Below are 15,287 nucleotides of genomic sequence, written 5' to 3'. Positions count from 1 at the left end.
TTCTGTTAGTAGCTTCTTAATATTTATTTTACTTTTTCGATTACTTCATCAATTAGACCATATTCCTTAGCTTCATTCGCACTCATAAAGTAGTCACGATCAGTATCCTTTTGAATTTTCTTTAAGGTTTGACCTGAACGATCAGCTAAAATACGATTTAATTTGTCTTTCATATTCACGATTCTCTTCGCTCTAATTTCAATATCACTCGCTTGACCTTCAGCGCCTCCTAGAGGTTGATGAATCATAACTTCACTGTTAGGTAGAGCATAACGTTTACCTTTCTCACCAGCAGCTAGTAGGAAGGCTCCCATAGATGCTGCCATACCAACACAGATCGTAGAAACGTCTGGTTTAATAAACTGCATTGTATCAAATATAGCCATTCCTGCAGTAATTGAACCACCTGGACTATTAATATATAAACTAATATCTTTGTCTGGATCATCAGATGCTAGAAATAACATTTGTGCAATGATGGAATTAGAAACAACGTCATTTACTGGACTTCCGAGAAAAATAATGCGGTCTTTAAGAAGTCTTGAATAAATATCATAAGCGCGTTCTCCACGATTAGATTGTTCTACAACCATAGGTACGTAATTCATAAAAATACCTCCCCAATTTAATGAAATAAATTTTAAAATATCATGTAGTATACATCATAACGCAAAAGCACACCAAAGGTCAAGAAAGGTCAAACAATGATCAAAAAAAATGTTTCACATTTATGGCGCGCTCGCGAGGAATTGAACCTCGATCTCAGGTTCCGGAGACCTGCGTCATATCCATTGGACCACGAGCGCAAATAAAAGTACACAGTACTTGATATTATATGTCATACATAATATAAAATCAATACATTCAATTTATGAAATCGGTATATTTATTAGTGTTTAGAGGATTTACATTCTTTTGCTAAAGAGTTATAATTATTACGAAAGCTGTTTAAATAGCTGTTTATTTTTTTGGCATAGTGGGACTTAAAATGATTATGTGGGACTTATTAAGTCCAATGAAGTGAAACATCTCACTACAACGTTAGGTTTAGTTAAACCTACTAGGCTTTTACAATCACGAATTCTCAATTTTATAACCATTCGTAATAGAAGATGAGATTTTACGGAATGTTAATACAGGATGAATTGATTTGGAGTGAACACGTTTGCGGAAAATACTAGATATACAAAAACAGTTATTGCCTGATTTAACAGAAGTTTTGAATAAGCGATATACTATTTTGCATCATATATTGCTTTCAGGTGTAGTGGGTCGAAGAACATTAGCTTCATCGTTGAATATGACAGAAAGAGTGCTAAGAGCAGAAGTTAATTTTTTAAAAGAACAGGGACTTCTAGAGATTGAAACGATAGGTATGAGAATAAGTGATTCTGGAAAAGAACTTATAGAACAACTTCGCCCCATCATGAAGGAATTATTAGGATTAACAGATCTTGAAGAACAAATCCAGAATCGTTATGGATTAAAACAAGTGGTCATCGTACCTGGAGATTCTGACTTCTCTGACTATTCCAAAAAAGAACTAGGTCGTGCTGGTGCAGCCATGTTGTTAAAATATGCTGCAAAAGAAGATATCATTGCAGTTGCTGGTGGTTCAACCACATCAGAAATTGCTAATCAATTATCGGCATCTACTCATTTAAAAGGAAATTTATTTGTACCTGCTAGAGGTGGTTTAGGGGAAATGCTTGAGCTTCAAGCGAATACAATCGCATCAAGTATGGCTAAGAGGACAGGAGCTGGATATCGATTGCTTCATGTACCAGACCACTTAAGTGAAGATGCTTATCAATCCTTGATTCAAGAACCGAATATTAAAGAAATTATTGATGTTATTAGAAAGTCTCGCATGGTTGTTCATGGAATAGGTGAAGCTATGGTTATGGCTGACAGACGAAAGGTGGATCATACCACTAGGCAAATCCTTGAATCACAGAGAGCAACTGCAGAAGCATTTGGATATTATTTTAATCATAGAGGAGAAGTCGTACATCAAATTCCTACAATTGGATTGAGAATTGAAGATATAGTCCGGACTGAATTTGTCATTGGTGTAGCTGGAGGCAGTAGTAAGGCAGAAGCAATATTATCTGTTTTAAAATTTGGCCACGAGGATGTATTAGTCATCGATGAAGGTGCCGCGACAAAAATGGTAGAAATCATGTGAAATTTATCAATTTAATGAGTGAGTCATCAAGATGAGCAAAATGCCCGTCTTGAATATAATATATTTATAACTTTAGGGAGGAAATTTATTATGGTTAAAGTTGGGATTAATGGTTTTGGACGTATTGGACGTAACGTATTTCGTGCAGCATTGAGTAATCCAGAGGTTGATATTGTTGCAATTAATGATTTAACAGATGTGAAAATGTTAGCGCATCTTTTAAAATATGATACAACTCATGGAAAATTAGATGCTACAGTTGAAGTTGGTGAAGCTTCACTAATGGTAAACGGAAAAGAAATTAAAGTTTTTGCTGAACGTGATCCAGGTAACCTTCCTTGGGGAGATTACGGGGTAGAAATTGTTGTTGAATCTACTGGTATCTTCACTGAAAAGTCTAAAGCAGAAGCACATTTAAAAGGCGGAGCGAAGAAAGTAATTATCTCTGCGCCTGCTAAAAACGAAGATGTAACAGTTGTGTTGGGTGTTAACGAAGATGAATACGATGCAGCAAATCACACAGTGATTTCCAACGCATCTTGTACAACAAACTGTTTAGCACCATTTGCTAAAGTGCTTAGCGATAATTTTGGTATTGTAAAAGGGATGATGACAACGGTTCATTCTTACACAAATGATCAAAATACATTAGACTTACCACACAAAGACGCTCGTCGTGCACGCGCAGCTGCTGAAAACATTATTCCTTCTACAACGGGTGCAGCAAAGGCAGTTTCACTTGTATTGCCAGAATTAAAAGGGAAATTGAATGGTATGGCCATGCGTGTGCCAACTCCTAATGTTTCTGTAACTGACTTAGTAGTTGAATTAGAGAAAAATGTGACAGTGGAAGAAGTAAATAATGCACTAAAAACAGCTTCTGAAGGTCCATTAAAGGGGATTCTAAACTATTCTGAAGAACCTCTTGTTTCTAGCGATTACAATGGTGATCCTGCTTCTTCTACAATTGATGCACTTTCTACAATGGTAGTTGGAGACAACATGGTAAAAGTAGTTTCTTGGTATGATAATGAATGGGGTTATTCTTGTCGAGTAGTTGATCTTTGTAGCTATGTTGCAAGTAAAGGATTATAATATTATTTAAATAGATAAGATAGGAGGAGGAGAAAAATTTTCTCCTCTTTCCTAATTCTAATTTTCTAAGAAAAAGATCTAATATTCACATCAATGTTTAAACAATTGTTATTCAGTTCCTGTAAAACCATAAGGAGGCTTACTTTTTATGAATAAACAAAGTATTCGAGATGTAGATGTAAATGGGAAAAAAGTCTTTGTGCGTGTAGATTTTAATGTGCCTTTGAAGGATGGAAGGATCACAGATGATACACGTATTCGTGCTACATTGCCAACTATTCAACACTTGGTGGAGCAAGGTGCAAAAGTGATACTTGCAAGTCATTTAGGACGTCCTAAAGGTAATGTAGTTGAGGAAATGAGGCTGACACCAGCAGCAGAAAGATTATCTCAGCTTATTGGAAAACCAGTAAAAAAATTAAATGAAGCTTTCGGACCTGCGGTTCAAGCAGAAATTGATCAATTAAATAACGGGGATATTGTTGTATTAGAAAATACACGTTTTTATGCTGGCGAAGAAAAAAATGACCCTGAATTGGCAAAAGCTTTTGCGGATTTAGCAGATGTTTATGTGAATGATGCTTTTGGTGCAGCTCATAGAGCCCATGCTTCAACAGAAGGAATTGCTAAGCACATCCCAGCAGTTGCAGGTTTTTTAATGGAAAAAGAGCTTGAAGTTTTAGGAAAAGCATTAAATAATCCAGATCGGCCTTTCACTGCGATTGTAGGTGGAGCAAAAGTAAAAGATAAAATTGACGTTATTAATAAGTTAATTGATATTGCAGATGACATTATCATCGGTGGTGGACTTGCTTATACGTTTATTAAAGCCCAAGGAAATGAGATTGGAAAATCATTAGTGGATAATGAGAAGTTAGATTTAGCTTTAGATTTTATTCAGAAGGCGAAAGAGAAAGGGGTTAATTTTCATCTTCCAATAGATGTTGTTGTGACGGATGATTTCAGTGCAAGTGCGAATACGCAAATCGTGAATATAGATGAAATGCCAACCAATTGGGAAGGTATAGACATTGGACCAAAAACACGAGAAAAATATAAAGAAATAATTTTAAATTCTAAATTAGTCGTATGGAATGGACCTATGGGCGTGTTTGAAATCCAACCTTTCTCCCACGGTACGAAAGCAGTAGCACAAGCGTGTGCGGAAACATCTGGTTATACTGTCATTGGTGGAGGAGATTCAGCAGCAGCAGTAGAAAAGTTTGACTTTGCAGATAAAATGAATCATATTTCAACAGGTGGAGGTGCTTCTCTTGAATTTATGGAAGGAAAAGCCCTGCCAGGCGTTGTTGCTTTGAACGACAAGTGAGAAATACAAGGAAATTATTATAAGGAAGTGATCACAATGAGAGAGCCTATTATTGCTGGAAACTGGAAAATGTTTAAAACTGTAAGTGAAGCAGAAGCCTTTATCAACGAAGTAAAAGGAAGTGCAGAGATTGAAGGAGTAGAAAGTGTCATTTGTGCTCCTTTTACAAACCTTCCAGCATTAGTTGAAGCTGTGAAAGGTACGAAAATTAAAGTAGGTGCACAAAACTTACATTGGGAAGAAAGCGGAGCCTATACAGGTGAAATCAGTGGTGCCATGTTACAAGATTTAGGTGTGAATTATGTGATCATTGGCCACTCTGAAAGAAGAGCATATTTTGCAGAAACTGATGAAACAGTGAACAAAAAAGTACATGCCTCAATTAAATATAATCTAACACCGATTGTATGTGTTGGCGAAAAATTAGAGGATAGAGAAGCAGGTCAAACGAAAGAGGTTTGTAAGTTTCAAGTAAACCAAGCTTTCAAAGGGCTTTCCAAAGAGCAAGCAGCTCAAGCAGTAATTGCTTACGAACCGATTTGGGCAATTGGAACGGGCAAATCCTCAACAGCAGAAGATGCAAACGAAGTGATTACTTATATTAGAGAACAACTTATAGCTCTGTTTGATGTTGAAACTGCTAATTATGTACGAATTCAATATGGTGGAAGTGTAAAGCCAAATAACATTCGTGATTATATGAATCAATTAAGTATTGATGGAGCACTTGTAGGTGGAGCAAGTTTAGACCCTGCTTCCTTCACTCAATTAGTTGAGGGGGCAAAGTAGTATGTCTGCACCTAAACCTGTTGCATTAATTATTTTGGATGGATTTGGACTAAGAAATGAAACTGTAGGTAACGCAGTAGCTCAAGCAAACAAGCCGAATTATGATCGTTATTTATCATCATATCCAAATACTACACTTACAGCTGCTGGTGAGGCGGTTGGGCTTCCTGAAGGTCAGATGGGAAATTCTGAAGTTGGACATTTAAATATTGGGGCAGGTAGAATTGTCTATCAGGATCTCACACGTATTACAAAATCCATTAAATCAGGCGAATTTTTTGAAAATGAAACATTGTTAAAAGCGGTTCGTCATGCAAAAGACAATAATCGAAAATTGCATTTGTATGCCCTACTCTCAGATGGTGGGGTACATTCTCATCAAAATCATCTATATGCAATGTTGCAGATGGCAAAAAAAGAAGGTTTAGAGGATGTATATATACATGCCTTTTTAGATGGTCGGGATGTAGCACCAGATAGTGCGATAGACTATATGCAAGAACTGCTTAAAAAAATAAGTGAGATTGGTGTAGGGAGAATTGCAACGGTTCAAGGGCGTTATTATGCAATGGATCGTGATAAACGCTGGGACAGGGTAGAAAAGTCATATTGTGCCATGGTATATGGTGAAGGCCCCAAGTATCATGATCCTATCAAAGCGATTGCAGAATCCTACAAACAATCCGTATACGATGAGTTTGTACTGCCAACGGTAATAGTTGATCGTGAAAATAATCCACGTGGACTCGTTGAAACAAATGATGCCGTTATCTTTTTAAACTTTAGACCAGATCGAGCAATACAGTTATCTCAAGTCTTTACAAACAAAGATTTTCGTGGATTTGATCGGGGAGCGCATTTCCCAGAAAGTATTTATTACGTAAGTCTAACATTGTTTAGTGAGACCGTTGGGGGTTATGTAGCGTATAAACCGAAAGATTTGGATAATACTTTAGGAGAAGTATTAGCTCAAAATAATAAGAAACAACTTAGAGCAGCTGAGACTGAAAAATATCCTCACGTTACATTTTTCTTTAGTGGGGGCCGCGATGTTGAACTTCCTGGTGAGACGCGCTTGTTAATTAACTCACCAAAGGTAGCAACCTATGATTTACAACCTGAAATGAGTGCATACGAGTTAGCTGATGCCGTGGTGAAAGAAATAGAATCTGATCAATTTGATGCCATTATATTAAATTTTGCGAATCCAGATATGGTTGGACATTCGGGGAAATTAGAGCCTACAATTAAAGCTGTTGAAGCTACGGATGAATGTTTAGGCAAAGTTGTTGAAGCGATCCTTGCAAAAGGGGGAGCAGCGCTCATTACAGCAGATCATGGTAACGCGGATGTTCTTATTGATGACAATGGAAGACCTCATACAGCTCATACTACCAACCCAGTACCATTGATCGTGACAGATAAAAGTGTATCATTAAGAGAAGGTGGAATATTAGCAGATATTGCACCAACCCTACTAGAACTATTACAATTAGAACAACCAGTAGAAATGACAGGTACATCAATTATAAAAAAATAAGGAGTGGTTATTGAAATGACTATAATTTCTGATCTTTACGCCCGTGAAGTACTAGATTCACGTGGAAACCCAACAGTAGAAGTAGAAGTGTATTTAGAATCAGGAGCGCTTGGAACAGCGATCGTACCTTCAGGTGCGTCCACAGGTGCTTATGAAGCAGTTGAGCTTCGTGATGGGGATAAAAGCCGTTATTTAGGTAAAGGGGTTATCAAAGCAGTAGATAACGTAAATGAACTTATCGCACCAGAATTAATTGGATGGGATGCTTTAGATCAAGTAGGTATTGATCAAAAAATGATCGCACTGGATGGTACACCAAACAAAGCAAAACTTGGAGCAAATGCTATTCTTGCAGTCTCTATAGCAGTAGCTCGTGCATGTGCTCAAGCGTTAGATATTCCTTTATATGCATACTTAGGTGGTTTCAATGCCAAAACTTTACCAGTTCCAATGATGAACATCGTTAATGGTGGAGAGCACGCAGATAACAATGTAGATATTCAAGAATTTATGGTTCTTCCAGTGGGTGCTCCTAGCTTTAAAGAAGCATTACGTACAGGTGCGGAGATTTTCCATGCACTGAAAAAAGTACTAAAAGATAAAGGTTTAAATACTGCTGTAGGAGATGAAGGCGGTTTTGCTCCAAACCTTGGATCTAATGAAGAAGCAATCACAACGATCATTTCAGCAATAGAAGCTGCAGGATATAAACCTGGTGAAGACGTAATGTTAGGAATGGATATTGCTTCTACCGAATTTTATAGAGATGGTAAATATGAATTATCTGGAGAAGGTAAATCCTTCACTTCAGAAGAATTTGTAGATTATTTAGCTGGTTTAGTTGAAAAGTACCCTATTATCTCAATTGAAGATGGTCTAGCTGAAGATGATTGGGACGGATGGAAGTTACTTACTGAAAAAATTGGAAATAAAGTACAGCTTGTTGGGGATGACTTGTTTGTAACAAATACAGAACGCCTTTCAACAGGGATTGAAAAAGGAATAGGAAACTCTATTCTAGTAAAAGTGAACCAGATTGGAACTTTAACTGAAACTTTTGATGCTATTGAAATGGCTAAACGCGCTGGATACACTGCTGTTATTTCACATCGTTCTGGTGAAAGTGAAGATACTACTATTGCTGACATCGCAGTCGCAACAAATGCGGGTCAGATCAAAACAGGTGCTCCATCACGTACGGATCGTGTTGCAAAATACAACCAATTGCTTCGCATTGAAGACGAATTGGCTAGCATCTCTATTTATGGTGGAAAAGAAGCATTTTATAACTTAAGATAATATATTTTTAAAGTTACCTAAACCCCTCTGTTGAAGGTTGTTACAACCTCATAAGAGGGGTGTTTTGTTTTTAATTCAAATCAACCCTCCGTAAAATTCCTTATTCCATTCAAAGGGTGAAAATAAAAAACTCTGAAAAAATCATCTAAATGAATAGTTAATTTAAAGTATAAGGATTAAAGTATAAGGATTAAAGTATAAGAAGAAGAGCAAAATTGTATCATGATTAAAGTATAAGGAGTAGAGCAAAATTGTATCATGATTTAAGAGGAAGGTAAGAAACAAGAAAGCTGAAGCAAGCGTCTTTTTGATCCAAAAAATATTTTGCGTACAGACGCCCACCTCTATAGGTGGGATCTTCAAATCAGGTGGAGTAGAGTCTCCATCTGATTTCTCGATGTTTAAGCAAAGCTTAAACGAAATCACTTTTTCTTTTTACATAAAGTTGCTGCTTTTATTATGTGAAGTCACTTATATTTAAAATTAAAGGGAATATATGGACTTATTTTTGTTTTTTTAACTTATTTTTAGAATTAAGGGTAATTGGTGGTCTTATTCTTAACAAAATTGAGATTTTTAATATGATAAAATCATCGAATTAAGACCATTAATTCCCTCTATTTTGATTAATTAACTAATTTTCATTTAGATAAGACCATTAATTCCCGCTATTTCTATTAATTCATCTATGAACTAACAACTCGTTCATCAGAACCTCTTCTTCATCGGAAATAAGATTTGTTTATGCTTGTCCAGTGAGATAATTGGATTATAACGTCCTGTCAGATGAATTAGCATTAGAATACACTTCGTTCTATCCCAAAATAACATAAAAGTATAACTATTATGGCAATATGATTGTTGTTTGATCATCGATATAATTCAGTTACAACAAGGTTGAACCGCAATAATGATATTATCTTAGGAGGTAGATAGTGATGTCAATTCCTGTTGCTTTACAGCTATATACACTTCGAGAAGAAACGGAAAAGGACTTTGTAGGTACGTTAAAAGCAGTGGCGGATATGGGATATCAGGCAGTTGAATTTGCCGGTTATGGTGGTATTGAAGCCAAAGAAATGAAAAAGGTATTAAATGATCTAGGACTTAGCGCACCGTCCAGTCATGTGCCCATCGAATTACTTCTTACTCAGCTGGAAGAACAAATACAATACAGTTTAGAGATAGGCACAAAATATATTGTTTGTCCATATTTAGATGCAGGAACATATTTGCAGGGCAAGCAAAACTTAAAAAATACGCTATCCAGCCTTCAAAAAATTGCATTGAAGTGTAAAGAGAATGGTCTTCAATTTGCCTATCATAATCATGATTTTGAATTTGAAAAGTGGGATGGCAAGTACTATTTAGATCATATTTTTCAATCCATTGATGAAGATTTATTAGTAGCTGAATTAGATCTATTTTGGGTTAAAAAAGGAGGGTTAGATCCTATTCAATACTTATCTTCTCTGAAAAATCGTTGTCCAATTATTCATGTAAAAGACATGACAAATGATGATCGAAAAACATTTACTGAAGTAGGGCATGGGATTATCGACTACCCTTCAATATTTGAAATGGCTGAACAAATTGGAATTAAGTATTATGTTGTTGAGCAGGATGTTTGCGAGCGTCCTCCTCTTGAAAGCGTTAAAATGAGCATTGATTATTTAAAATCCATTGGTATTGCTTAAGGGTTGTTCGTATGATATAATATGTGCATTGATTTCTGTGCGAAAGCCAACCTTTTAGGAGGAACATTATGGGAACATTTTTAACAGTTTTACTAATTATTTTTTCAATTGGATTAATTACAGTCGTGCTTTTACAAAAAGGGAAGAGTGCAGGGTTATCCGGTGCGATCAGCGGTGGTGCTGAACAATTATTCGGTAAACAAAAAGCTAGAGGGTTAGATTTATTACTACAGCGTTTAACATTAGTATTAGCTGTTGGTTTTATTGTTTTAGCTTTACTAGTTTCTTATATTTTTGGTCCAATTTGATCATTAATTCATATTGAATTTAAACAGCAGGAGGCAATCCTGCTGTTTTATTTTTGCTTTTTAACTAAGTTTATTAGAAAATTGATCTTAGAATAAATGTTTAAAAGGTAATATATGATATATTGTGTGAAAGATGTTTAATTGTGTTTTTACCCGAGAATACTAATAAAATGATACAAAAGTGAATTTATAGAGGTGAATTTATGGTAACGGAAGAACAGTTACTTGGTTTTATGCGTGAAGATGCATACAAGCCTATGAGTTATAAAGAGTTAGAACAGCATTTTCAAATCGAGGGTGCTGAACAATTTCGAAGTTTTTTGAAATTGTTAAATGAGTTAGAAACGAATGGTATGATTATACGAACAAGAACAGATCGATACGGTGTACCAGAGAGAATGGATTTAATCAGAGGGAAAATACAAGCACATGCTAAAGGCTTTGCTTTTCTTATTCCTGATGATAAGGATCAAACCGATGTTTATATTCATGCAAATGATCTTATGAGTGCAATGAACGGTGATGTTGTGTTTGTTAGAGTCAACAGCAGAGGTCCTTCAGGTGGAAAATTAGAAGGAGAAGTTGTTCGAATTATTGAACGTTCTGTTACTCAGGTTGTAGGAGTATTTCAGAAAAATGGAGCGTTTGGATTTATTCTTCCTGACGACAAAAGGATTAATAAAGATGTTTTTGTTCCAAAAGAGAGTTTTTTAGGTGCGGTAGATGGACAAAAAGTGGTTGCGGAAATTGTTAAATATCCAGAAGGAAGAGCGTCTGCTGAAGGTAAAATTATTGAAATTCTTGGGCATAAAGATGACCCTGGTGTCGATATATTATCTATTATTAGAAAATATAATTTACCTGAAATGTTTTCAGAGGAAGTCATGGACGAAGCTGAAGCGGCACCTGATGCGATCACAGAAGAAGAAATCCAAGCTCAAGGAAGAAGAGATTTAAGGGATAAAACCATCGTTACGATTGATGGTGCAGATGCAAAAGATTTGGATGATGCTGTGAATGTAGAAAGATTAGAAAATGGTCACTACCGTTTAGGTGTACATATCGCTGATGTAGGTTATTATGTGCAGGAAAATTCTAAACTGGATCAAGAAGCCTTCAACCGAGGTTGTAGTGTATACTTAGTTGACCGCGTTATTCCGATGCTGCCACATCGATTATCGAATGGTATTTGTAGCTTGAATCCACAAGTCGACCGATTAACGATGTCCTGTGAAATGGAGTTTGATGCAGGTGGAAAGTTGATTAGTCACGATATTTTTACTAGTGTGATTAATACAACAGAGAGAATGACTTATACAGATGTAAGAAAGATTTTAGAAGATGAAGATTCTGAATTAATTAATAAATATAGTGATCTCGTAGACACTTTTAAACAAATGAAAGAGCTGGCTATGATTTTAAGAAAAAAACGCATGAAACGTGGTGCGATTGATTTTGATTTTCAAGAATCTAAAATTTTAGTAGATGACAGTGGTGTACCCGTAGATATTGTAAAAAGAGAAAGGTCTATAGCTGAACAAATCATCGAAGAATTTATGCTTGCTGCAAATGAAACCGTAGCAGAACATTTTTACTGGTTGAAGGTGCCCTTTTTATATCGTATTCATGAACATCCTGATGCAGAAAAACTAATGAATTTAATGACATTTATTAATAACTTTGGTTATGTTATTCGTGGACGCAGCAACTCGATTCATCCAAGATCTTTACAGACGATTATTGAAGAGATTAAAGGTTCAAAAGAAGAGACAGTCATAAGCACATATATGTTAAGGTCGATGAAACAAGCAAAATACGATGCTGAAAGTACAGGTCATTTTGGATTAGCAGCAGACTTTTATTCACATTTTACATCACCGATTCGTAGATATCCCGATCTAGTCATTCATCGAGTTATTCGTGAAGTACTAACAAAGGGAACCTTAACAGAAAAAAGGCATGAATACTTATCAAGTCGAATGCAGGATATTGCAGTCCAATCCTCTGAACGTGAAAGATTAGCTGTTGATGCTGAGCGTGAAACGGATGATCTTAAAAAAGCAGAATATATGTTGGACAAAGTTGGAGAAGAATTTGAGGGGATTGTAAGCAGCGTCACTAGTTTTGGCATGTTTGTAGAGTTAGATAACTCTGTTGAAGGTCTGATTCGTTTAAGTGATTTAACGGATGATTATTACCATTATCACGAGATGCAACTTGCACTTATAGGGGAAAGAACGGCTAAGATATACCGCATAGGGGACGAAGTTAAGGTAAGAGTTTCGCGTGTGAATATTGAGGATTACACGATTGATTTTGAACTTGTAGACATGAAACCAAGAAAAAGTAAAGTTAACTTGTTAGATGATAAAAAGGGAGAAAAAAATCAAAGCTATATCAAAGCTAAGAAAAGGAAAAAAGAGAAAAAAAGACATAAATTATAATGTTGATTTCAATGAAGGTAACTGATAGAATTAATTTCTAATTACATTAATAGAGTAGTTTTTACACTCTCGGGAGGAGTGAAAAAATGAGCAAAAAAACCACAGATAAACCTTTAGCTCAAAATAAAAAAGCATCCCATGATTATTTTATTGAAGATACATTTGAAGCAGGTCTTGTTTTAACAGGGACTGAAATCAAGTCAATTCGTGGGGGGAAAACGAATTTATCAGATAGCTTTGCTACAATCCGTAATGGAGAAGCGTTTATTCATAACATGCACGTAAGTCCTTTTGAACAAGGTAATCGCAACAATCCAGATGATCCGACTCGTCCTCGGAAATTATTGCTCAAAAGAAAGCAAATTGATACACTTTGTGGTGCGTCAAAACAGCAGGGATACGCATTAGTTCCATTAAAAATTTATATAAAAAATGGTTTTGCAAAGTTATTGCTAGGTTTAGGTAAAGGTAAAAAGCAATTTGATAAAAGGGAAACAGCAAAGAAAAAAGATGCACAGCGAGATATTCAAAGAGCACTTCGAGAAAAACAAAAAGTGGCAAGATAGTTCCCATTCTAGACCTTCGTTTCCAGCAATTAATTTAGATAAAAGACAATTGATGTGTTATACTATATGTACAGCAACAAACAAACACTTTGAGTGTTGCCTTAAGAAATAGCTTCTCATGGAAGCTTTTTTCTATCCTGGGGGCGTTTATGGATTCGACGGGGATAGTTTGAGCATGAGTAGCGGGTAGTGGGGACGCGTCCACTTCATCAACGCTAAAGCCTATTTAAACGGCAAACAAAACAATAACTTAGCTTTAGCTGCTTAATAACCAGCGGGCTAGCTCTAACCTTCCATCGCCCATGTGGCAGGCTTAGGGCTCAACTTTAGTGGGCTACGCCGTTTGATCTCCGTCTGAGGTCAGCGGAAGAAGATAATCAGACTAGTTTAAACAGTAGCGGGTTACTTGGCGGCTGTTTAAGCGAAACTTTCTCAAGTAACTACACCCGTAGAAGCTTATGTGGCGATATTTTCGGACAGGGGTTCGACTCCCCTCGCCTCCACCATGGAAACCCAGACTGCATGAGGTCTGGGTTTTCTTATGTCCATTTTTGTTGTAAAATGTAATAGCTTGTAATTTTTCGTTCAGACATAAGAAGGGGTTGAAACCGATTGGTTTTTTCTAGTTTAACATTTCTTTATTTATTTTTACCGTTATTACTTTTATCATATTACGCATTTAAATCCCCTTTATATCGGAATTGTGTATTGATTATATCCTCATTTATTTTTTATGCATGGGGTGAGCCAGTTTGGGTCATTTTACTATTAAGTTGTGCTATAGTTGGCTATTACTTCGGTATTTTGATCAATAAAAATAAAGATCACGTGAGAAGAAAGAAATGGATCTTAACCATTGGTATCACTATCAATTTAAGTGTGTTAGTGTTTTTTAAATACATTGACTTTTTAATCCAAAATTTTAATCTTTTATTACATGCAGACCTTCCTTATTCAGGGATTGGATTACCAATTGGGATTTCATTTTTCACATTTCAAGTCATTTCTTATCTTGTAGATGTTTATAGAGGAGATGTTCCGACCTCAACTTCAAAGGTAAACGTACTTTTATACATATCATTGTTCCCACAATTAATCGCTGGTCCAATTGTACGTTATACAGATATTCAACATGAAATGCAAAATCGTTCATTCTCTTTATCTAATTTTAGTCAAGGAATTAATAGATTTGTAATAGGTTTGGGGAAAAAGGTTATACTTGCAAATACAGCAGGTGAAACGGCTGCTCTTTTTTTAGACGGTAATGTAAGTGAGGTTTCAGTGTTAGGTGCTTGGTTTGGAATTTCTTTATTTGCAATTCAAATTTATTTTGACTTTTCGGGTTATTCAGATATGGCTATTGGACTTGGAAAAATGTTTGGTTTTACATATCCTGAAAACTTTAATTATCCGTATGTTTCAAAATCAGCAACAGAATTTTGGCGTAGATGGAATATGTCTCTTGGTGGATTCTTTAGAGATTATGTTTATATCCCATTAGGTGGAAATAAAAAATTCCCTATTAGAAATTTATTTATCGTTTGGTTTTTGACGGGCTTATGGCATGGAGCTAGCTGGAATTTTATTATTTGGGGTCTATATTTTGGAACATTGATTTTCATAGAAAAGAAATTTTTACTTTCTATATTTAATAGATTGCCAGTTTGGTTTTCTCATCTTTATTTGACTGTTGCCATGTTAATAGGTTGGGTATTTTTCTACTTTACTGATATGAAACAAGGGTTGCTATTCATTAAAAGTTTATTTGGGTTAAATTCAAACGCATTTGTTGATGTAATCTTAAATGTCCATTTTAATAATAATTTGATCTTTTTTATCGCAGCTGTCATCGCTACAACACCAATACCAAAATGGATTTTTAATAAATTGATCAGGGTTCTTCCTGAGAAGTTGCAAACCAGAGTTTCTAATGACATCGCCGTGCCTATATTCAACTTTTTTATACTCATCATTTCTACAACATTGTTAGTTGGGAGCACGTACAATCCATTTTTATATTTTCGATTCTAG

General features: G+C 35.7%; 12 protein-coding genes, 1 tRNA gene and 1 other RNA gene. 12 read left to right on the top strand and 2 right to left on the bottom strand.

Annotated elements, in window-relative coordinates:
• Positions 1-23: 23 nt before the first annotated feature.
• Both clpP and VQL36_RS21045 read right to left on the bottom strand, forming a co-directional pair.
• Positions 24-608: an ATP-dependent Clp endopeptidase proteolytic subunit ClpP gene (clpP, locus tag VQL36_RS21050; protein WP_349251298.1), complete on the bottom strand. Its 585-nt coding sequence runs from the start codon at positions 606-608 to the stop codon at positions 24-26.
• Between the two features lie 123 nt (positions 609-731).
• A tRNA-Arg gene (locus VQL36_RS21045) sits at positions 732-806 on the bottom strand.
• A 359-nt stretch (positions 807-1,165) separates the two neighbouring features.
• Here VQL36_RS21045 and VQL36_RS21040 point away from each other — a divergent pair.
• The 12 genes from VQL36_RS21040 (at position 1,166) to VQL36_RS20985 (ending at position 15,287) form a co-directional block, all read left to right on the top strand.
• A complete protein-coding gene (locus VQL36_RS21040; protein ID WP_349251297.1) occupies positions 1,166-2,188 on the top strand; it encodes a sugar-binding transcriptional regulator in 1,023 nt (340 codons plus the stop codon).
• A gap of 90 nt (positions 2,189-2,278) precedes the next feature.
• A complete protein-coding gene (gap, locus tag VQL36_RS21035) occupies positions 2,279-3,283 on the top strand; it encodes a type I glyceraldehyde-3-phosphate dehydrogenase (protein WP_349251296.1) in 1,005 nt (334 codons plus the stop codon).
• Between the two features lie 148 nt (positions 3,284-3,431).
• Complete coding sequence (locus VQL36_RS21030; RefSeq protein ID WP_349251295.1) at positions 3,432-4,613, top strand: phosphoglycerate kinase; 1,182 nt, start codon at positions 3,432-3,434, stop codon at positions 4,611-4,613.
• Between the two features lie 36 nt (positions 4,614-4,649).
• A complete protein-coding gene (gene tpiA, locus VQL36_RS21025; protein ID WP_349251294.1) occupies positions 4,650-5,402 on the top strand; it encodes a triose-phosphate isomerase in 753 nt (250 codons plus the stop codon).
• A gap of 1 nt (position 5,403) precedes the next feature.
• Positions 5,404-6,942, top strand: a complete 1,539-nt coding sequence (gpmI, locus tag VQL36_RS21020) for a 2,3-bisphosphoglycerate-independent phosphoglycerate mutase (RefSeq protein ID WP_349251293.1) — start codon at positions 5,404-5,406, stop codon at positions 6,940-6,942.
• A gap of 15 nt (positions 6,943-6,957) precedes the next feature.
• A complete protein-coding gene (eno, locus tag VQL36_RS21015) occupies positions 6,958-8,241 on the top strand; it encodes a phosphopyruvate hydratase (protein WP_349251292.1) in 1,284 nt (427 codons plus the stop codon).
• 938 nt (positions 8,242-9,179) lie between these two features.
• Complete coding sequence (locus VQL36_RS21010; RefSeq protein WP_349251291.1) at positions 9,180-9,938, top strand: sugar phosphate isomerase/epimerase; 759 nt, start codon at positions 9,180-9,182, stop codon at positions 9,936-9,938.
• Between the two features lie 68 nt (positions 9,939-10,006).
• The gene (gene secG / locus VQL36_RS21005; RefSeq protein ID WP_349251290.1) at positions 10,007-10,246 is read left to right on the top strand and encodes a preprotein translocase subunit SecG; all 240 of its coding nucleotides are present in this window, start codon (positions 10,007-10,009) and stop codon (positions 10,244-10,246) included.
• Between the two features lie 203 nt (positions 10,247-10,449).
• Positions 10,450-12,690: a ribonuclease R gene (gene rnr / locus VQL36_RS21000; RefSeq protein ID WP_349251289.1), complete on the top strand. Its 2,241-nt coding sequence runs from the start codon at positions 10,450-10,452 to the stop codon at positions 12,688-12,690.
• An 86-nt stretch (positions 12,691-12,776) separates the two neighbouring features.
• On the top strand, positions 12,777-13,256 hold the full coding sequence (smpB, locus tag VQL36_RS20995) for an SsrA-binding protein SmpB (RefSeq protein WP_349251288.1): 480 nt from the start codon (positions 12,777-12,779) through the stop codon (positions 13,254-13,256).
• Between the two features lie 139 nt (positions 13,257-13,395).
• Positions 13,396-13,762: a transfer-messenger RNA gene (ssrA, locus tag VQL36_RS20990) on the top strand.
• Positions 13,763-13,964: 202 nt separating this feature from the next.
• Positions 13,965-15,287: an MBOAT family O-acyltransferase gene (locus tag VQL36_RS20985; RefSeq protein WP_349251287.1), complete on the top strand. Its 1,323-nt coding sequence runs from the start codon at positions 13,965-13,967 to the stop codon at positions 15,285-15,287.

Origin of the sequence: Chengkuizengella sp. SCS-71B (genome assembly GCF_040100845.1) — a bacterium.
Classification (GTDB): domain Bacteria; phylum Bacillota; class Bacilli; order Paenibacillales; family KCTC-33759; genus Chengkuizengella.
The sequence above is the reverse complement of the archived record's forward strand: the minus strand, read 5'-3'. Positions and strand labels throughout refer to the sequence as shown.